General features: G+C 60.3%; 14 protein-coding genes. 5 read left to right on the forward strand and 9 right to left on the reverse strand.

Annotated elements, in window-relative coordinates:
- Positions 1 to 19: 19 nt before the first annotated feature.
- From nagA to nagE, 4 genes are read left to right on the forward strand one after another with little or no spacing between them, the layout of a single operon-like run.
- On the forward strand, positions 20 to 1,126 hold the full coding sequence (gene nagA, locus ACYZT7_RS26515) for an N-acetylglucosamine-6-phosphate deacetylase (protein WP_462038837.1): 1,107 nt from the start codon (positions 20 to 22) through the stop codon (positions 1,124 to 1,126).
- Positions 1,119 to 2,129, forward strand: a complete 1,011-nt coding sequence (locus ACYZT7_RS26520; protein WP_462041867.1) for an SIS domain-containing protein — start codon at positions 1,119 to 1,121, stop codon at positions 2,127 to 2,129. Before nagA ends, ACYZT7_RS26520 begins: the two co-directional genes overlap by 8 nt.
- Positions 2,130 to 2,167: 38 nt before the next feature.
- Entirely contained in the window at positions 2,168 to 4,684 is a 2,517-nt protein-coding gene (ptsP, locus tag ACYZT7_RS26525; RefSeq protein WP_462038838.1) for a phosphoenolpyruvate--protein phosphotransferase, read from the forward strand.
- A gap of 46 nt (positions 4,685 to 4,730) precedes the next feature.
- Positions 4,731 to 6,446, forward strand: coding sequence for an N-acetylglucosamine-specific PTS transporter subunit IIBC (gene nagE / locus ACYZT7_RS26530; RefSeq protein ID WP_462038839.1), 1,716 nt, complete (start codon positions 4,731 to 4,733; stop codon positions 6,444 to 6,446).
- 226 nt (positions 6,447 to 6,672) lie between these two features.
- Here the strand turns inward: nagE and ACYZT7_RS26535 are convergent, their stop codons facing one another.
- The 3 genes from ACYZT7_RS26535 to purL form a co-directional block, all read right to left on the reverse strand.
- Positions 6,673 to 6,975 carry a hypothetical protein gene (locus tag ACYZT7_RS26535; RefSeq protein ID WP_462038840.1) on the reverse strand — a complete coding sequence of 101 codons (303 nt, stop codon included), beginning with the start codon at positions 6,973 to 6,975 and terminating at the stop codon, positions 6,673 to 6,675.
- 384 nt (positions 6,976 to 7,359) lie between these two features.
- Complete coding sequence (locus ACYZT7_RS26540; protein WP_462038841.1) at positions 7,360 to 7,671, reverse strand: NGG1p interacting factor NIF3; 312 nt, start codon at positions 7,669 to 7,671, stop codon at positions 7,360 to 7,362.
- Positions 7,672 to 7,691: 20 nt separating this feature from the next.
- The gene (purL, locus tag ACYZT7_RS26545) at positions 7,692 to 11,588 is read right to left on the reverse strand and encodes a phosphoribosylformylglycinamidine synthase (protein WP_462038842.1); all 3,897 of its coding nucleotides are present in this window, start codon (positions 11,586 to 11,588) and stop codon (positions 7,692 to 7,694) included.
- A gap of 274 nt (positions 11,589 to 11,862) precedes the next feature.
- Here purL and mltF point away from each other — a divergent pair, with 274 nt between their 5' ends.
- Entirely contained in the window at positions 11,863 to 13,323 is a 1,461-nt protein-coding gene (gene mltF / locus ACYZT7_RS26550) for a membrane-bound lytic murein transglycosylase MltF (RefSeq protein ID WP_462038843.1), read from the forward strand.
- A gap of 30 nt (positions 13,324 to 13,353) precedes the next feature.
- On the opposite strand, the gene pdxJ is transcribed toward mltF, so the two are convergent.
- From pdxJ to lepA, 6 genes are all read right to left on the reverse strand, one after another.
- On the reverse strand, positions 13,354 to 14,100 hold the full coding sequence (gene pdxJ / locus ACYZT7_RS26555; RefSeq protein ID WP_282382553.1) for a pyridoxine 5'-phosphate synthase: 747 nt from the start codon (positions 14,098 to 14,100) through the stop codon (positions 13,354 to 13,356).
- A gap of 49 nt (positions 14,101 to 14,149) precedes the next feature.
- Positions 14,150 to 14,839 (reverse strand): DNA repair protein RecO, encoded by a 690-nt coding sequence (gene recO, locus ACYZT7_RS26560; protein WP_462038844.1) that lies wholly within the window; start codon positions 14,837 to 14,839, stop codon positions 14,150 to 14,152.
- A 173-nt stretch (positions 14,840 to 15,012) separates the two neighbouring features.
- A complete protein-coding gene (gene era, locus ACYZT7_RS26565; protein WP_282382557.1) occupies positions 15,013 to 15,915 on the reverse strand; it encodes a GTPase Era in 903 nt (300 codons plus the stop codon).
- Positions 15,908 to 16,597, reverse strand: coding sequence for a ribonuclease III (rnc, locus tag ACYZT7_RS26570; protein WP_033053426.1), 690 nt, complete (start codon positions 16,595 to 16,597; stop codon positions 15,908 to 15,910). Before rnc ends, era begins: the two co-directional genes overlap by 8 nt.
- Positions 16,598 to 16,781: 184 nt before the next feature.
- Entirely contained in the window at positions 16,782 to 17,636 is an 855-nt protein-coding gene (gene lepB / locus ACYZT7_RS26575; RefSeq protein ID WP_462038845.1) for a signal peptidase I, read from the reverse strand.
- Between the two features lie 5 nt (positions 17,637 to 17,641).
- The gene (lepA, locus tag ACYZT7_RS26580; protein ID WP_461965945.1) at positions 17,642 to 19,441 is read right to left on the reverse strand and encodes a translation elongation factor 4; all 1,800 of its coding nucleotides are present in this window, start codon (positions 19,439 to 19,441) and stop codon (positions 17,642 to 17,644) included.
- Between the last annotated feature and the right edge of the window lie 68 nt (positions 19,442 to 19,509).

Consider the following 19,509-nt stretch of genomic DNA (forward strand, 5'->3'; position numbering starts at 1 on the left):
CTAAACGAGAGAACCGATCATGTCCGAAGACAACATCCTCACCGCCCACGGCTGGGTTCGCGGCCGGCTGATTCATGAACACGGCAAGGTCGTGTCGATCGAAGGCCAACCGTGCGATCCGGCCGACAACGATTTGCCTTACCTGCTGCCGGGTTTTATCGACCTGCACGTTCACGGCGGTGGCGGCAAAGACATCATGGAAGGCGCAACCGCCTTCGAGACCATCACCAAAACCCACGTGCGTTTCGGCACGACGTCGATGCTGGCCACCACCATGACCGCACCGCCAGCAGAAATTTCAAGCGTGCTCAAAGCCGTCGGCGAGTATTGCGAGCAGCGCCCAAAAGGCAGCGCCCGGGTGTTGGGCGTGCACCTCGAAGGCCCGTACATCAACCCCGGAAAACTCGGCGCCCAACCGAACTTCACCCACACCGCGTTGATGGCCGAAGTCGAAGAATACCTGGCGTTGGCGCCGATCCGGGTGATCACCATCGCCCCGGAAATCGCCGGCCACGATGCGTTGATCCGCGCCCTCAGCGCTCGCGGCGTGCGCATGCAAATCGGCCACACGCTCGGCAGTTACGAGGAAGGCGTGGCTGCGCTTGCGGCCGGCGCCAGCAGTTTCACCCACCTCTACAACGCCATGAGCCCGCTGCATCACCGCGAGCCAGGCATCGTCGGCGCGGCACTGGCTCACGCCACATACGCCGAATTGATTCCGGACTTACTGCACGTACACCCCGGCGCCATCCGTGTGGCCTTGCGCTCGATCCCATGCCTGTATTGCGTCACCGATTCCACCGCCGCCGCCGGCATGCCCGACGGCGAATACAAGCTTGGCAGCCACACCGTGACCAAATGCCTGGGTGGCGTGCGCTTGCCCGACGGCACTCTGGCCGGCAGCACGCTGACCATGGATCAGGCCCTGCGCAATCTGGTGAAGATCGGCTTGCCGATCGCCGAGGCCTCGCAACGTCTTTCGCAATTCCCCGCCGACTACCTCGGCATCACCGAACGCGGGCGCCTGCAACCCGGCGCCTGGGCCGACTGCGTGCGGCTGGATCGCTCACTGAAACTGACCGCCGTCATGGTCGAAGGAGAAGACATTGACTTCAAAAATGCTTGAAGAGGCGCTGTCCTCGAGCGAGGCCGTGCAAGCCCAATTGCAACAACTCGACCCACAAATGATCGAGATCGCCGGGCGCCTGCGCCGTCAGCCACCGCAAGTGGCGATGACCGTCGCTCGCGGCAGCTCCGACCATGCTGCCAGTTACTTCGCCTACCTGACCATGCAGCAACTGGGCATTCCGGTGGCGTCATTGCCGATGTCGGTGGTGACGATGCAGCAAGCGCCGTTGAAGGTCAGCGGCCAAGTGGCGTTCGCCTTCTCGCAGTCCGGGCAAAGTCCCGATCTGGTGAACAGCATGCGCCTGCTGCGCAAGCGTGGCGCCCTGAGCATTTCGATGGTCAACGCCGAGAGTTCGCCGCTGGAGGCCGCGTGTGAGTTCAGCCTGCCGCTGTGTGCCGGCACCGAAAACAGCATCGCGGCGACCAAGAGTTTTATCGCAACCCTCAGCGCCAGCGCCCGTCTGATCGCACATTGGAAAGAGGATGTGGAGTTACTGGAAGCCGGCCTCGCGCTGCCGGAAGGTTTGCGCGACGCGGCGAAACAGGACTGGAGCGTGGCCATCGACGCCCTGCGTGATTGCCAGCACCTGATGGTGATTGGCCGTGGCGCCGGTTTCGCCATCGCCCAGGAAGCCGCACTGAAATTCAAGGAAACCTCGGCGATCCAGGCTGAAGCCTTCAGCAGCGCCGAGGTCCGTCACGGCCCGATGGCATTGATCGACGAAAATTATCCACTGCTGATCTTCGCCCCACGCGGTGCCGAGCAGGCCGGTTTGCTGAGCCTCGCCGCCGACATGCGCCAGCGTGGTGCTCGCGTCCTGCTGGCCGCGCCGGATGACGTCGTCGAACGCGACCTCACCCTGAGCCGCGCCGAACACCCGATGTTTGATCCGATCCTGGCGATCCAGAGTTTCTACGTCATGGCCGCAGGCCTGGCTGTCGCCCGTGGCATGGACCCGGACCAGCCGCGGCATTTGAGCAAAGTCACGCGCACGCACTGAGTCTGACCCGTACATTTTTTCCTGATGAGACCGAGCCCATGCACAACAATAATAAAGAGCTGACCCTCAGCGCCCCGCTCAGCGGCCCGGTGCTCACGCTCGCCAAAGTCCCGGATCCGGTGTTCGCCAGCGGCGCCATGGGCGACGGGATCGCCATCGATCCGCTGAACGACACCCTCCACGCCCCGTGCGCTGGCATCGTGGTGCACGTCGCGCGCACCAGCCACGCTATCACCTTGCGTGCCGACAACGGTGCCGAATTGCTGCTGCACCTGGGCCTCGACACGGTCGAGTTGCAGGGCGAAGGCTTCTCGATGCTGGTCAAGGAAGGTGCGCGGGTCAGCAACGGCCAACCGCTGTTGCGCTATGACCTGGACAAGGTCGCGCAGCAGTGCAAAAGCCTCGTCAGCTTGATGATCCTGACCAACAGCCAGGACTTTCAGGCGCGGCCGATCACGCTGAAGTCGGTGAAAGTTGGCGAGCCCTTGCTGCACATCATTCGTCGGCACGCGCCTGGCGCGCAGGCTGAAGCGGAGATTTCGGGGGAAGAAATTGTCGGCCACATTCGCATCGCCCATCGTGGCGGTCTGCATGCCCGGCCGGCGGCGCTGATTCGTCAGACAGCGCAAGGGTTCAAGAGCAAATCGCAACTGCATTTTGCCGGCAAATCGGCGACCTGTGACAGCTTGATCGGGCTGATGAGTTTGGCCGTCGGCGAGCAGGACGAGGTGCAAGTCAGCTGCCAGGGCCCGGATGCTGAAGCGGCACTGCAAGCGTTGCTGATCGCCTTGTCCACAGCGCTGGCCGAAGACAGCCACGCCGCGGCACCGACACCCATTTCCCAGCGTAAACGGGCAGCCGAAGCAGGCGTGCTGCACGGCGTCTGCGCCGCTCCCGGCTTGGTTGCCGGGCCGTTATTTCGCTTGAACGCCATCAGCCTGCCGGTGGACGCCGGCCACCATGATCCCGAGCAACAACTGCAAACCCTCGATACCGCACTGGCCGCCGTGCGCAGCGAAATCGACCACACGCTGGTTCAAGCCAGGAAACATAAAAACACCGACGAAGAGGCGATCTTCGCCGCGCACCTCGCCTTGCTCCAAGACCCGGCGCTGCTGGACGCTGCGAACACCTCCATCGATCAAGGCATGGCCGCGACCCACGCCTGGAGTCAATCGATCGACGTGCAGTGCGAGGTTCTCCAGCAGCTCGGCAGCCCGTTGTTGGCCGAACGTGCCAACGATTTGCGCGACCTCAAACAACGCGTGCTGCGCGCCTTGCTCGGCGGAACCTGGCACTACGACGTACCGGCCGGCGCGATCGTCGCCGCGCATGAACTGACGCCGTCCGACTTGCTGCAATTGAGCCAGCAAGGTGTCGCCGGGTTGTGCATGGCCGAGGGCGGCGCAACGTCTCATGTCGCCATTCTCGCGCGAGGCAAAGGCTTGCCGTGCATGGTTGCACTGGGTTCGACGCTGCTGGATCAGCCGCAAGGCCAAGCGGTTGTGCTGGATGCTGATGGCGGTCGTCTCGAACTGATGCCAAGTGCCGAACGGTTGGCCGAAGTGCATCAGGCGCGACTCGATCATCAACAGCGCCGCGCCGCGCAACAGACTCAGGCTCACACGCCGGCGCTGACGCTCGACGGTTTGCAGATTGAAGTTGCCGCCAACGTGGCCTCCAGCGCTGAAGCGGCAGATGCCCTGGCCAATGGCGCCGACGGCGTCGGCCTGCTGCGCACCGAGTTTCTATTCGTCGACCGCAACACCGCGCCGGACGAACAGGAACAGCGCGTCGCCTATCAAGCCGTGCTCGACGCCATGGGCGACAAGTCGGTGATAATCCGCACCATCGACGTCGGCGGCGACAAGCAACTCGACTACCTGCCGCTGCCGGTTGAGGCTAATCCGGTGCTGGGCTTGCGTGGCATTCGTCTGGCTCAGGTGCGTCCGGAATTGCTCGATCAGCAACTGCGCGCGCTGCTGCACGTCAGCCCGCTCTCCCGGTGTCGGATCCTGTTGCCGATGGTCACCGAAGTCGATGAGCTGCTGCACATCCGCCAGCGTCTCGACGCGTTGTGCACTGAACTCGGTGTGAATGAGCGCCCGGAGCTGGGCGTGATGATCGAAGTTCCGGCCGCCGCGCTGCTGGCCGAGCAACTGGCCGAACACGCGGACTTCCTGTCCATCGGCACCAACGATTTGTCCCAATACACCCTGGCCATGGACCGCGACCACGCCGGCCTCGCCTCGCGGGTCGACGCCCTGCACCCGGCATTGCTGCGATTGATCGCCCAGACCTGCGCCGGTGCTGCGGTGCATAACCGCTGGGTCGGCGTCTGCGGCGCACTCGCCTCTGATCCGCTGGCCACGGCGGTCCTGATTGGCTTGGGCGTCAGCGAGTTGTCGGTCAGCCCGGTGCAGATCGGTGAAATCAAGGACCGCGTGCGCCACCTCGACGCCACCGAATGCCGCCGCATCAGCCAGGACCTGCTCAAACTGAGCAGCGCCAGCGCGGTGCGTCACGCCTGTCACCAGCAATGGCCTCTGAGCTGAACAACTACAACAGCTCTAAAACAAAAAGAACACAGGGAGAACCGCCATGTACCAATACTTCATCGAAGGCCTGCAGCGCCTCGGCCGCGCGCTGATGCTGCCGATCGCGATCCTGCCGATTGCCGGTCTGTTGCTGCGTTTGGGTGACGCCGACCTGCTGAACATCGCGATCATCCACGACGCCGGCCAGGTGATCTTCGCCAACCTGGCGATGATCTTCGCCATCGGCATCGCGGTCGGTTTCGCCAAGGACAACAACGGCACGGCAGGCCTCGCCGGAGTGATTGGCTACCTGGTGATGATCTCCACCCTCAAGGTGCTCGACGCGAGCATCAACATGGGCATGCTTGCCGGCATTGTCACCGGCCTGATGGCCGGCGCGCTGTACAACCGCTTCAAGGACATCAAGCTGCCGGAGTACCTGGCATTCTTTGGTGGCCGGCGCTTCGTGCCGATTGTCACCGGGTTCGCCGCCGTCGGCCTCGGCGTAATCTTCGGCCTGATCTGGCCACCGATCCAGCACGGGATCAACAGCTTCGGCGCATTGATGATGGAGAGCGGCAGCTTCGGCGCGTTCGTCTTCGGCGTGTTCAACCGCCTGCTGATCGTCACCGGGCTGCATCACATCCTCAACAACATGGCGTGGTTCGTTTTCGGCAACTTCACCGACCCGACCACGGGCGCCATCGTCACCGGCGACCTGTCGCGTTACTTCGCCGGTGACCCGAAGGGCGGCCAGTTCATGACCGGCATGTTCCCGATGATGATCTTCGGCCTGCCCGCCGCGTGCCTGGCGATGTACCGCAACGCCCTGCCGGAACGCCGCAAGGTCATGGGCGGGATCTTCCTGTCGATGGCGCTGACTTCATTTTTGACCGGTGTGACTGAGCCGATCGAATTCGCCTTCATGTTCCTCGCGCCGCTGCTTTATCTAGTGCATGCGTTGCTGACTGGCCTGTCGATGGCGATCACCAACCTGTTAAATATCCATCTCGGGTTTACGTTTTCCGGTGGTTTGATCGACATGATTCTCGGCTGGGGAAAATCCACCAACGGCTGGTTGATGGTACCGGTCGGCCTGGCGTATGCGGTGATCTACTACGTGGTGTTTGATTTCTGTATCCGCCGGTTCAATCTAAAGACGCCGGGGCGCGAAGAGGTGTCGACGGGCGACAAGGTTGTGGTCGCCGAGAATGAGCGGGCCGGGGCTTACATCAAGGCGCTGGGTGGTGCGCAGAATTTGATCACCGTGGGCGCCTGCACTACTCGGCTGCGGTTGGACATGGTGGATCGCAACAAGGCAAACGATGCGGCGTTGAAAGCGCTGGGCGCGATGGCGGTTGTGCGGCCGGGCAAGGGAGGGAGTTTGCAGGTAGTGGTCGGGCCGATGGCGGACAGCATTGCTGATGAGATTCGGTTGGCGATGCCGGCTTTGGGCCGCGCAGTCGTGTCCTCCCCCGCTGCTGCTGTTGATGCGCCGCAACCTGCTGCGGTGACAACGCCGCAAGCGCAGCAATGGCTGAATGCGTTGGGCGGTGGCGAGAACGTGCTGCAGATGGATTGCATCGCCATGACCCGGATCCGGCTGCAACTGGCGGATGGCAAGGCGTTGTCGGAGTGTGATTTGAAGACGCTGGGTTGCCAGGGTGTCAGCCAGTTGGACGGTGGGGTTTGGCATTTGTTGATTGGCGAGAAGGCGCCGAGTTTAAGTGGGGCGCTGGAGGCTTTGGTTAATCGTAGTGAGGTGAGTGCCAAGGTTTAGATCTTGGCGCCCTGACAATCAGTCATCGCGAGCAAGCTCGCTCCCACAATGGTTCGGCGTAGTACCCCATAAACTCAAGCAGACGTGGCGTGCTGCTCAGCTTCGTAATGTCGAGTCTGGAAAGGCATGAGAGTCTGAGCCTTAAGACCAAGCCCCTCACTCAGCCCCCAAGAAGCCGCGAGCTCATCGCGGCGCTTGCGAAGCGGAACAGTCGCTACCTGCGACCTCACTTCCAGTCTGGACGTCGAGCGTAAAAAAGCTTAAGAGCGCCGAAGGCTTCCAAGACACGGCTATCAGAAACACATGCAAAGCGCGTGAACCGCTCGAGCAAATAAGCTGCGCGGCGAACTTCGAGCTCGTCAGCGTGAAGACTCAGGAAGGCTTCGACTTCACTCACAAGGTCATCCTTCGAATACCAGACAACTTTAGCTGCGCGCACCAGCGCAGCGTCATCTGCTTGATTCAAAGGTTTTTTGACCAAGGTGTCCAAGGCGGATGAGAGGACGTGGCCGCTATGGGGCGTCGCCATCTGTAGTCTCCAGGTAATCTTGCAAGATATTGGTGAGAACGGAGGTCGGTGGCTCTTTGTTGCCCGATAACCTTGACCGCCCCTGGCTCTGCCCGCTCACCGACTAGTTCCAACTCGACGGATTTGAACATCGAAATTAGCGCCTGCCCAAGCGCCGTGTTCGAGTTAACCCTGGGAGTAATTGCGTCCGGCAATTCCATCTTTGAACCTCAAGTGGATTGAAGTGTTTGTGATGGACAAAGGCTGGACTTGGCACTTCCGACGGAGAACCTGAAAAGGTTGTCGGATATTTCCTCGAGCGATGTAGCCGTTATTAAGTCCCGAACAACAAAAAACCCGCTGAACGCTCATTCAGCGGGTTTCTCATTTCAGCAGCCCGGCAGATCAAAAATCCTCCAGCCGCCACACCTCATAAGCCGGCGTCTCATAGGGATGGCTCTGCTTCAAAGCCACCACCACAGAACGAATCAACTCATCACGGACCACAAGCTCAACCTTCCATTCCTCAACCTGCTCGACCTGCCCCGCCTCACCAACAAACGGCTGACTGCCATCCAAAGGCCGAAACTGACCCAGACCCAACACCTGCCACGCGCAGTGATCATAAGCCCCGATCCGCCCACCACCCGCGGCGAACACAGCGCTTTTGACCACCTCGACATGACTGGCCGGAACAAAAAAACTGAGCTTATACATCGCGCTTAGTTAACCCGCTTTTAGTTTACCCAGACCCGAGCATTACGGAACATACGCATCCAAGGTGCGTCTTCGTTCCAGTCTTCCGAACGCCACGAGTTCTGCACCGCGCGGAACACACGCTCCGGGTGCGGCATCATGATCGTCACGCGGCCGTCGCGGCTGGTCAAACCGGTGATCCCGCGCGGCGAGCCGTTCGGGTTGGCCGGGTAGTTCTCGGTGACCTTGCCATGGTTGTCGACGAAACGCATCGCCACGCAACCCGACAGATCGGCTTCCAGCAACGCTTCTTCGCTGGCGAACTCGGCATGACCTTCACCGTGAGCGATGGCGATCGGCATGCGCGAACCGGCCATGCCCTGCAGGAAGATCGAGTTAGACTCCTGAACCTGAACCATCGCCACACGCGCTTCGAACTGCTCGGAACGGTTACGCACAAAGTGCGGCCAGAACTCGCTGCCCGGAATCAGTTCGTGCAGGTTGGACATCATCTGGCAACCGTTGCACACGCCGAGGGTGAAGCTGTCGTTACGTTCGAAGAAGCCCTGGAATGCATCGCGAGCGCGGCTGTTGAACAGCGCGGACTTGGCCCAGCCTTCGCCGGCGCCCAGTACATCGCCGTAGGAGAAACCGCCGCAGGCCACCAGACCTTTGAACTCGTTCAGGTCGACACGGCCGGCCAGAATGTCGCTCATGTGCACGTCGATCGCGTTGAAACCCGCGCGGTCGAACGCGGCCGCCATTTCCACCTGACCGTTGACGCCCTGCTCACGCAGCACGGCAACTTGTGGGCGGATGCCTTTCTTGATGTAAGGCGCGGCGACGTCCTGATTGACGTCGTAGCTCAGCTTGACGCTCAGGCCCGGGTTGTCTTCTTCCAGCAGCACGTCGAATTCTTGTTCGGCGCAATCGGCGTTATCACGCAGACGCTGGATCTGGTAGCTGGTTTCAGCCCACTGACGTTGCAGCAGACGACGCTGACCTTCGAACACGGTTTCGCCGTTGAAGGTGATGTTGATCTGGCCGTTGTTCATTGGCTGACCGACCACCGACACGCAGTCACCCAAACCGGCTGCGCTGAACTGCGCGAGGATGTCTGGGGTGGCATCCTGGCGAACCTGAATCACAGCGCCCAGTTCTTCGTTGAACAGGATCGCGGCGATGTCGGCGGAGGTTTCTGCCAGACCGTCGAGGTTCAGGCTCAGGCCGCAGTGACCGGCGAAGGCCATTTCCACCACGCTGGTCAGCAGACCACCGTCGGAACGGTCATGGTAGGCCAACAGGTGACCGTCGGCGTTGAGGCCCTGGATCACGGCGAAGAAGGCTTTGAGATCTTCGGAGTCATCGACGTCCGGCGCTTGCGAGCCGAGCTTGCCGTGAACCTGAGCCAGGATCGAGGCGCCCATGCGGTTCTGGCCACGGCCCAGATCGATCAGGATCAGGTCGGTGGTGCCCTTGTCCATGCGCAGTTCCGGCGTCAGGGTCTGACGGATGTCAGCCACAGGCGCGAAACCGGTCACGATCAGCGACATCGGCGAGGTCACGGTCTTGTCGACGCCTTCGTCGTTCCAGCGGGTGGCCATGGACATGGAGTCCTTGCCCACCGGAATGGTAATGCCCAGCTCAGGGCACAGTTCCATGCCGACCGCTTTCACGGTGTCGTACAGACGCGCGTCTTCACCTGGGTGACCGGCCGCGGACATCCAGTTGGCCGACAGTTTGATGTCGGAGATCTTGTTGATGCGCGAAGCCGCGATGTTGGTCAGGGTTTCGCCGATGGCCATGCGACCCGACGCCGGAGCGTCCAGCAGTGCCAGCGGAGTGCGCTCGCCCATGGCCATGGCTTCACCGGTGTAAACGTCGAAGCTGGTCGCGGTGACGGCAACGTCGGCCACCGGAACCTGCCACGGGCCGACCATCTGATCACGGGCCACGAGGCCGGTGATGGTGCGGTCGCCGATGGTGATCAGGAAGCTTTTGCTCGCCACGGCCGGGTGATGCAGGACGCGTTCAACGCAGTCTGCGATCTCCAGGGTCGATGGATCGAAATCGTCGCCCATTTCGTTTTCACGAACGGCCGAACGGTGCATGCGCGGGGCTTTGCCCAGCAGCACTTCGAGTGGCATGTCCACCGGGCTGTTGCCGAAGTGACTGTCGGTGACCGTCAGTTGCGGCTCGGCAGTGGCTTCGCCGACCACGGCAAACGGGCAACGCTCGCGTTCGCAGATCGCCTGGAAGCGTTCGAAGTCAGCCGGGCCGACCGCCAGAACGTAGCGTTCCTGGGATTCGTTACTCCAGATTTCGTGCGGGGCCATGCCCGGCTCGTCGTTTGGAATGTTGCGCAGTTCGAAGCGACCGCCACGGTTGCCATCGTTGACCAGTTCCGGGAAGGCGTTGGACAGACCGCCCGCGCCGACGTCGTGGATGAAGCTGATCGGGTTGTGTTCACCCAACTGCCAGCAACGGTCGATGACTTCCTGGCAGCGACGTTCCATCTCAGGGTTTTCGCGTTGTACGGAAGCGAAGTCCAGGTCTGCCGAGCTGGTGCCCGTGGCCATGGAGGAAGCCGCACCGCCGCCCAGACCGATCAACATCGCCGGTCCACCGAGCACGATCAGCTTGGAGCCAACAGTGATCTCGCCTTTCTGCACGTGTTCGGCACGGATGTTACCCATACCGCCGGCCAGCATGATCGGCTTGTGGTAACCGCGAACTTCGTCGCCACGCGGGGTGGTGATCGACTGTTCGAAGGTACGGAAATAACCAGTCAGGGCCGGACGACCGAATTCGTTGTTGAACGCGGCGCCACCCAGTGGGCCTTCGATCATGATGTCCAGCGCAGTGACGATGCGCTCAGGTTTGCCGTACGGCACTTCCCACGGCTGTTCAAAGCCCGGGATTTGCAGGTTGGACACGGTAAAACCGGTCAGGCCAGCCTTTGGTTTGGCGCCACGACCGGTAGCGCCTTCGTCGCGAATCTCGCCGCCGGAGCCGGTGGACGCGCCCGGAAACGGGGCAATCGCAGTCGGGTGGTTGTGAGTTTCGACTTTCATCAGGATGTGCACCGGTTCCTGTACCGCGCCGTACTGGCGGGTTTCAGGGTCCGGGAAGAAACGGCCGGCGACGTTACCGACAATCACCGAAGCGTTGTCCTTGTAAGCCGACAGCACGCCTTCGCTGTGCATCACGTAGGTGTTCTTGATCATGCCGAACAGGCTTTTTTCCTGGCTCTGACCGTCGATGTCCCAACTGGCGTTGAAGATCTTGTGGCGGCAGTGCTCGGAGTTCGCCTGGGCGAACATCATCAATTCGATGTCGTGCGGGTTGCGCTTCAGGCCGACGAAGGCGTTGACCAGGTAGTCGATTTCGTCTTCGGCCAGGGCCAGGCCCAGCTCGGTGTTGGCCTTTTCCAGCGCGGCGCGGCCGCCACCCAAGATGTCGATCGCGGTCAGCGGCTTCGGCTCGGCGTGGCTGAACAGGCCGGCGGCTTGTTCGAGGTTGCCCAATACGATCTGGGTCATGCGGTCATGCAGCGCATCGGAGATTAGCTGCGCTTGGGCATCGCTGAACTGGCCGGCGACGTAGAACGCAATGCCGCGTTCCAGGCGCTGGATTTTCGTCAGGCCGCAGTTGCGAGCGATGTCGCTGGCTTTACTGGACCACGGCGAGATGGTGCCGAAACGCGGCAACACCAGGAACAGACGACCGGTCGGCTCTTGTACCGGAACACTTGGGCCGTACTTCAGAAGGCGCGCGAGCACCTGCTGTTCGTCGCCGGTCAGGACGCCGGTGACTTCAGCGAAGTGAGCGAATTCAGCATACAAGCCACTGACAGCCGGGACCTTCTGGCTCAGTTGCTCAAGGAGTTTGCTGTGGCGAAAGGCAGAAAGGGCAGGAGCGCCGCGCAGGATCAACATCTTCGGGACAGCCTCGGGAAGGGGTGTGCTTTGAGGCCGTGCATTCTAGCCTAAACAGCCCGCGACATCACCCGAAACGGTACGGGCGGCTACACCCGGGCGTCGGGCCGGGTGTTTGGGCCTGAAACAAGGGGGTGCCAGGGGTTATTTTTGCTGTCACACATTAGCGTCCGAGCCCATTCCTGCGGGCTTCACGCGGGTTTATCGCTCTCTAGCAGACAAGCCCTTCGCTGTCGAGATATGGCGCTCGTGGTCCTTTGCGTATACTGCGCAAATGTTTTCCCCAACGGCTTTGCGTCCGCGGTACGCCAAATGGCTGATCGCAACCGGACTCTTCCTGATGCTCAGTGGCTGTGTTGATAAACCCAACACGCTGGAGCGCGTAAAGGAGGATGGCGTGCTGCGGGTGGTTACCCGTAACAGCCCCGCCACCTACTTTCAGGATCGCAACGGTGAAACCGGCTTCGAATTCGAGCTGGTGAAGCGCTTCGCCGACGATCTGGGGGTGGAACTCAAAATCGAAACCGCCGACAACCTCGACGACCTGTTCAATCAGGTGGGCAAACCCAACGGCCCAGTGATCGCTGCTGCCGGCCTGGTCAGCAGCGAAGTACGCAAAAAGCAGGTTCGGTTTTCCCACTCCTATCTCGAAGTCACCCCGCAGATTATCTATCGCAACGGCCAATCGCGGCCCACCGATGCGAAGGATCTGGTGGGCAAGAAGATCATGGTGCTCAAGGGCAGCACCCACGCCGAGCAGTTGGCGGAGCTGAAAAAGAAATACCCCGGCATTGATTACGAAGAGTCCGACGCCGTTGAAGTCGTCGACCTGCTGCGGATGGTCGATGAAGGTCAGATTGATCTGACCCTGGTCGACTCAAACGAAGTGGCGATGAACCAGGTCTACTTCCCCAAGGTGCGGGTAGCCTTCGACCTCGGTGACGCCAGCAACCAGAGCTGGGCCGTGGCCTCTGGCGACGACAACAGCTTGCTCAACGAGATCAACGCCTACCTCGACAAGGTGAAGAAGAACGGCACCCTGCAACGTCTGAAAGACCGCTATTACGGGCACGTCGATGTTCTCGGCTACGTGGGCGCCTATACCTTCGCCCAGCACTTGCAGCAACGGCTGCCCAAATACGAACAGCACTTCAAGGCGTACGCCAAGAAAGAGAAAGTCGATTGGCGCCTGCTGGCCGCGGTCGGCTATCAGGAATCGTTATGGCAAGCGGCCGTCACCTCGAAGACCGGCGTGCGCGGCCTGATGATGCTAACCCAGAACACCGCGCAGGCCATGGGCGTTTCCAATCGACTGGACCCCAAACAAAGCATCATGGGCGGCGCCAAGTACCTGGCCTACGTGAAGGATCAGTTGGATGAGTCGATCCAGGAGCCGGATCGCACATGGTTTGCACTGGCGGCCTACAACGTTGGCAGCGGTCACCTGGATGACGCACGTAAACTGGCGGCCAAGGAAGGATTGAACCCGGACAAGTGGCTGGACGTGAAGAAGATCCTGCCGCGCTTGTCAGAGAAGAAGTGGTACAGCAAAACCCGTTACGGCTACGCCCGTGGCGGCGAACCCGTTCACTTCGTGGCGAACATCCGCCGCTACTACGACATCCTGACGTGGGTGACGCAGCCGCAACTTGAAGGCAATCAGGTCGCCGAGGGCAACCTGCATGTGCCAGGCGTCGACAAGACCAAGCCGAATCAGGAAACCCCGCAGCTCTAAATCTTCGCTGCCTTCAAAGACGTCGCCGATTTAGCCTTTCAAAGCCGCAGCCAGGATCAATGCCTTCATCTCCGACACCGCCGACTTGAACCCAACGAACAACGCATGCGCCACCAGCGCATGGCCGATGTTCAGTTCGTTGATGCCTTTGATCGCGGCCACTGCTTCAACGTTGTGGTAATGCAGACCGTGACCCGCATTGACGATCAGGCCTTGAGCCAGACCAAACGCCACGCCATCCGCCACACGCTTGAGCTCTTCAGCCACTTCGGTCGGCGTCTCGGCATCGGCGTAACGACCGGTATGCAGCTCGATGGCGGGCGCGCCGACACGACGGGACGCTTCGATCTGCCGCTCGTCAGCATCAATGAACAGCGACACTTCACAGCCGATCTTTGACAGGCGATCCACCGCTGCTTTAATCCGTACTTCCTGCCCCGCCACGTCCAGGCCGCCTTCGGTCGTCAGCTCCTGACGGGTTTCCGGCACCAGGCAAATATGCGCCGGACGAATCCGCTCGGCGAACACCATCATCTCTTCGGTAACGCCCATTTCGAAGTTCATGCGGGTTTGCAGTACATCCTTGAGCAGCAGCACGTCGCGCTCTTGAATGTGCCGACGGTCTTCGCGCAGGTGCACGGTGATGCCGTCAGCGCCCGCCTCTTCCGCGTCCAGTGCTGCCTTGACCGGATCCGGATAGCGCGTGCCCCGGGCCTGACGCAGGGTGGCAACGTGGTCGATGTTCACGCCAAGAAGAATGCGATTGCTGGTGGTCACGGAAGCGCTCCTGAAAATGGAAAAGTTCGGCGCACAGCATACGGGGTGATCAGGGCTTGCGAAACAACTCGCGACTGACCAAGGGACGGCCGCCCAGATGAACGGCCAATGCCTGACGCATCAATCGCTTGGCTGCGGATAGCGCGCCTGGGGCTGACCAATCTGCATCGGCCATGGCCAACAGCTCGGTGCCATTGAACAGACCGGGTTGCAGCAGGTAGACCCGTTCGAGCCCCGCATCCACTTGCAAACGATAGAGACCGTCCGGCGCGATAGGATCGCCATGGATGTCGGTGGTCAAAGCGAAGCCGTAACCGAGATCATCGAGCAGCCGCCACTCGAAGGAACGCAACAACGGTTCCAGCGGACGACCTTCGGCAAGCGCGAGCAGGGTCGCGGCATAGTGGTCAAACACAGCGGGATGCGGGTCTTCGGACGGCAACAGCCGAATCAACAGCTCATTGAGGTAGAGACCGCTGAACAGCGCCTCACCATTGAGCCAGGTGGAGACACCAGCGCTTTCCATGCGACCGACGTTCTTCAACTCACCACGCCCACGGAACTCGACTTCCAGCGGCACGAATGGCCGTGCCAACGTCCCGGCCTTACCCCGGGCACTGCGCAACACCGCCCGCAGCCGACCTTGCGGCGTGAGGAAATCCACCAGCGCGCTGTTTTCGCGGTAGGCGCGACTGTGGAGCACGAAGGCGGGTTGGCTGGGGGGTGGAGTTTGGGACATGGGCGTCAAAGTTCTCAATGAACGAGCACAGCTTTATAAACTACCCAAAACCAATGTGGGAGCGAGCTTGCTCGCGATTGCGGTCTGTCAGTCAACATGGATGTTGAATTTCAGGCCCTCATCGCGAGCAAGCTCGCTCCCACAGGTTTCTCTGGTGTATCTGGAACCGGGTGTTACAGGTCGCCGTAACCCAGCGAACGCAAGGCGCGCTCATCGTCGGACCAGCCGCCTTTCACTTTCACCCAAAGGTTGAGCATGATCTTGGAGTCGAACAGCAGTTCCATGTCCTTGCGCGCCTCGGTGCCGATGCGTTTGATCCGCTCGCCCTTGTCGCCAATGATGATTTTCTTCTGGCCGTCGCGCTCAACGAGGATCAAGGCATGGATGTGCAGGGTTTTGCCCTGCTGCTTGAACTCTTCGATTTCGACGGTGATCTGGTACGGCAGTTCGGCGCCCATCTGGCGCATGATTTTCTCGCGTACCAGTTCAGCGGCGAGGAAGCGGCTGCTGCGGTCGGTGATCTGGTCTTCCGGGAAGAAGTGATCGTTTTCCGGCAGGTAACCGGCAATCACACGCTCCAGCGCTTCGAGGTTATGCCCGTGCTGGGCCGAGATCGGCATGATCTGCGCGTTCGGCAACTGTTCCTGCAACCAGGTCAGGTGCGGCATCAGCTCGGATTTGTCTTCGATGCGGTCAGTCTTGTTCAGCGCCACGATCAGCGGGCCGGTCACGTATTGAACGCGTTCGAGGACCATCTGGTCTTCGTCGGTCCACTTGGTGCGGTCAACCACGAAGATCACCACGTCAACGTCTTTCAACGCCGCCGAAGCGGTCTTGTTCATGTAGCGGTTCAGGGCTTTCTCGCCACCTTTGTGCATGCCGGGGGTGTCGACGTAGATCGCCTGCACGCTGCCTTCGGTCTTGATACCGAGCATGTTGTGGCGAGTGGTCTGAGGCTTGCGCGAGGTGATCGCCAGCTTCTGACCGAGGATGTGGTTCAGCAGCGTGGACTTGCCCACGTTGGGACGGCCGACGATGGCGACATAGCCACAGCGAGTTGCAGTTGAATCAGTCATGGCCATTCTCCACGCCCAGGGCAATCAGTGCTGCGGCGGCCGCTACCTGTTCGGCAATACGACGACTCACACCCTGACCTCGGCTTTTTTCATTCAGTAAGGTGATTTCACATTCGACGAAGAACGTCCGGCAATGCGGCTCACCCTGGATATCCACCACTTCGTAACGTGGCAGTTCACAACCACGCGACTGCAGGAACTCTTGCAGGCGGGTTTTTGGATCTTTGTTGGTGTCGACCAGTGTCAAACCTTCGAACTCCCCGGCCAGCCAGGCCAGCACGCGTTCGCGTGCCATGTCCATGCCGGCGTCCAGGTAGATCGCACCGATCAGCGCTTCAAGGGCATCGGCCAGAATCGATTCGCGACGGAAACCGCCGCTTTTCAATTCACCGGAACCCAGGCGCAGGTATTCGCCCAGATCGAAACCGCGGGCCAGTACGGCCAGGGTCTCGCCTTTCACCAGGCGTGCGCGCAAACGCGACAACTGGCCTTCGCGGGCCAACGGGAAGCGATCGAACAGCGCCTCGCCAGCGACGAAGTTAAGGATGGCATCACCGAGGAATTCCAGGCGTTCGTTGTTACGCCCGGCAAAGCTGCGGTGAGTCAGGGCCAGGACCATCAGTTCCTGATCCTTGAAGGTGTAGCCGAGCTGACGCTCGAGACGGCTTAAGGAGACGCTCACGGTTTACCCACGCTGAGTTCGTGGTTGGATTCCACCGCCATCGCCGTAATGCGGCGCAGGCTTGGGACAATTAACGCTGTGTTCAAAAATTACGTCCTGAATATCATTGTTTTCATGCTTCTGGCGCCGATTGTGCCGGTTCCAGAAATGCATTCGGCGCTGTGTTCAACAGCGCCGTGTGTGATTACTTGATCAGGCCAACCCGCGAGAAATTCGGCAGGTGACTGAGTTTAGGTTCCGGCCAGCTCATCCAGACTGCGAAGGCCTTGCCGACGATATTCTTGTCGGGAACCATGCCCAGCAGATCCTTGGGAATACTCGGATCATCCCAGTAGCGACTGTCGTTCGAGTTGTCGCGGTTGTCGCCCATCATGAAGTAGTGCCCGGCCGGCACGGTCCACGAATGGTCCGGCGTTGCGCGGTAACGGCTCATTTCCTTGCGGATCAGGTGCTCGGCGACGCCAAGTTTTTCCTTGTAGAGCTCAGCGCTGCCCAACGTGCCCGGCTCGGAGCCGACCAGTTGTTCGGCAATCGACTGACCGTTGACGAACAGACGCTTGTCGGCGGTGTAACGAATCTGGTCACCCGGCAGGCCCACCACACGCTTAATGTAGTTGACGTTCGGATCGCTCGGGTAGCGGAACACCATCACATCGCCGCGCTGTGGATCACCCACTTCGATGACTTTCTTGTCGATCACCGGCAAGCGGATCCCGTAAGAAAACTTGTTCACCAGAATGAAGTCGCCAACGTCCAGGGTCGGTTTCATCGAGCCGGAAGGAATCTGGAACGGTTCCACCAGGAACGAACGCAGTACCAGCACGATGAACAACACCGGGAAGAACGACTTGCCGTATTCGACCAGCAGCGGCTCTTTGTTCAGTTTCTCGACGACCACCATGTCAGCCTGGCTGACACTCACCTGATAGGAGTTGATGGCAGCCCGGCGCCGTGGCGCCAGGAACAGCAGATCGAGCAACGCCAACAGGCCGCAGACGAACACGGCGATGACCAGCAACAGCGGGAAATTTAGTGACATAGGACCTAACTATCCAACCTGAGCACTGCAAGGAAGGCTTCCTGTGGAATTTCCACGTTACCCACTTGCTTCATGCGTTTTTTACCGGCCTTTTGCTTTTCCAACAGCTTGCGCTTACGGCTAACGTCACCACCGTAGCATTTGGCCAATACGTTCTTTCTGAGCGCCTTGACAGAGGTTCGCGCAATAATCTGCCCGCCAATGGCGGCCTGGATTGCGACGTCGAACATCTGACGTGGAATCAGTTCTTTCATCTTCTCGGTCAACTGGCGACCTTTGTAGTGCGCGTTATCCTTGTGCACGATCAACGCCAGGGCGTCGACTTTGTCACCGTTGATCAGCACATCCAGTTTCACCAGATTAGCCGATTGATAACGATCGAAATGGTAATCCAGCGAAGCATAGCCACGGCTGGTGGATTTCAGACGGTCGAAGAAGTCCAAAACCACTTCGTTCATCGGCAAATCGTAGGTCACTTGAACCTGAGTACCGAGGAACAGCATGTCGTGCTGTACGCCACGCTTCTCGATGCACAGGGTAATGACGTTACCCAGGTGCTCTTGCGGCACAAGAATATTGGCCCGCACGATTGGTTCACGCATGTCCTCGATCGAGGACAGGTCTGGAAGCTTCGACGGGTTGTCGACGTAAATCGTTTCACCGGTTTTCAGCAACAGCTCGAAAATTACCGTCGGCGCCGTGGTGATCAGGTCCAGGTCGTACTCACGCTCCAGGCGCTCCTGGATGATTTCCATGTGCAGCATGCCGAGGAACCCGCAACGGAAACCGAAGCCCAGGGCGTCGGAGCTTTCCGGGGTGTATTGCAGGGACGAGTCGTTGAGCGTGAGCTTTTGCAGGGCTTCACGGAAATCTTCGAAGTCATCGGAGCTGACCGGGAACAGGCCGGCGTACACCTGCGGCTGAATGCGTTTGAAACCGGGCAACACGTCGACGTCTGGCGTGGTGTTCAAGGTCAGGGTGTCACCCACCGGTGCACCGTGGATGTCCTTGATGCCGGCGATGATGAAGCCCACTTCGCCGGCCTTCAGGTCGACGGTGGCGGTGTGTTTCGGGTTGAACACACCGACGCTGTCCACCAGGTGGATCTTGCCGGTGGATTTAACCAGGATCTTGTCGCCCTTCTTCACACGACCGTGGCGCACGCGCACCAGGGAAACAACGCCCAGGTAGTTGTCGAACCAGGAATCGATGATCAACGCTTGCAGCGGATCTTCATAGTTGCCGGTTGGCGCAGGAATGGTCTTGACCAGACGCTCGAGCACTTCGTCGACGCCCAGACCGGTCTTGGCACTGCACTCGACCGCATCGGTGGCATCGATACCGATGATTTTTTCGATTTCTTCTTTGACGCGGTCCGGATCGGCCTGAGGCAGGTCGATCTTGTTCAGGACCGGCATGACTTCCAGGCCCTGCTCAATCGCGGTGTAGCAGTTGGCAACCGACTGCGCTTCAACGCCCTGACCGGCATCGACCACCAGCAACGCACCTTCACAGGCCGCCAGCGACCGGCTGACTTCGTAGGTGAAGTCAACGTGGCCCGGGGTGTCAATGAAGTTCAGCTGGTACTTGATGCCATCGCGAGCAGTGTAATACAGGGTGACGCTGTGGGCCTTGATGGTGATCCCGCGTTCACGTTCCAGGTCCATGGAGTCCAGAACCTGGGCTTCCATTTCGCGCTCGGCAAGGCCGCCACACATCTGGATGAAGCGATCGGCCAGCGTCGACTTGCCATGGTCAATGTGGGCGATGATGGAGAAATTGCGGATATGACTCAAATCACTCACGGATCAACACTCAAAAAGGCTGCAGGCATAGCCCGCCGAAAAATAGCCGGGAATTGTACCTGATCCAC

This window comes from Pseudomonas sp. RT4P38 (genome assembly GCF_054897765.1).

Excerpts from the sequence above, each read along its gene's own strand:
- nagA (WP_462038837.1), top strand. The coding sequence starts at position 20 with ATGTCCGAAGACAACATCCTCACCGCCCACGGCTGGGTTCGCGGCCGG.
- ACYZT7_RS26520 (WP_462041867.1), top strand. The coding sequence starts at position 1,119 with ATGCTTGAAGAGGCGCTGTCCTCGAGCGAGGCCGTGCAAGCCCAATTG.
- ptsP (WP_462038838.1), top strand. The coding sequence starts at position 2,168 with ATGCACAACAATAATAAAGAGCTGACCCTCAGCGCCCCGCTCAGCGGC.
- nagE (WP_462038839.1), top strand. The coding sequence starts at position 4,731 with ATGTACCAATACTTCATCGAAGGCCTGCAGCGCCTCGGCCGCGCGCTG.
- ACYZT7_RS26535 (WP_462038840.1), bottom strand. The coding sequence starts at position 6,975 with ATGGCGACGCCCCATAGCGGCCACGTCCTCTCATCCGCCTTGGACACC.
- ACYZT7_RS26540 (WP_462038841.1), bottom strand. The coding sequence starts at position 7,671 with ATGTATAAGCTCAGTTTTTTTGTTCCGGCCAGTCATGTCGAGGTGGTC.
- purL (WP_462038842.1), bottom strand. The coding sequence starts at position 11,588 with ATGTTGATCCTGCGCGGCGCTCCTGCCCTTTCTGCCTTTCGCCACAGC.
- mltF (WP_462038843.1), top strand. The coding sequence starts at position 11,863 with ATGTTTTCCCCAACGGCTTTGCGTCCGCGGTACGCCAAATGGCTGATC.
- recO (WP_462038844.1), bottom strand. The coding sequence starts at position 14,839 with ATGTCCCAAACTCCACCCCCCAGCCAACCCGCCTTCGTGCTCCACAGT.
- era (WP_282382557.1), bottom strand. The coding sequence starts at position 15,915 with ATGACTGATTCAACTGCAACTCGCTGTGGCTATGTCGCCATCGTCGGC.
- lepB (WP_462038845.1), bottom strand. The coding sequence starts at position 17,636 with ATGTCACTAAATTTCCCGCTGTTGCTGGTCATCGCCGTGTTCGTCTGC.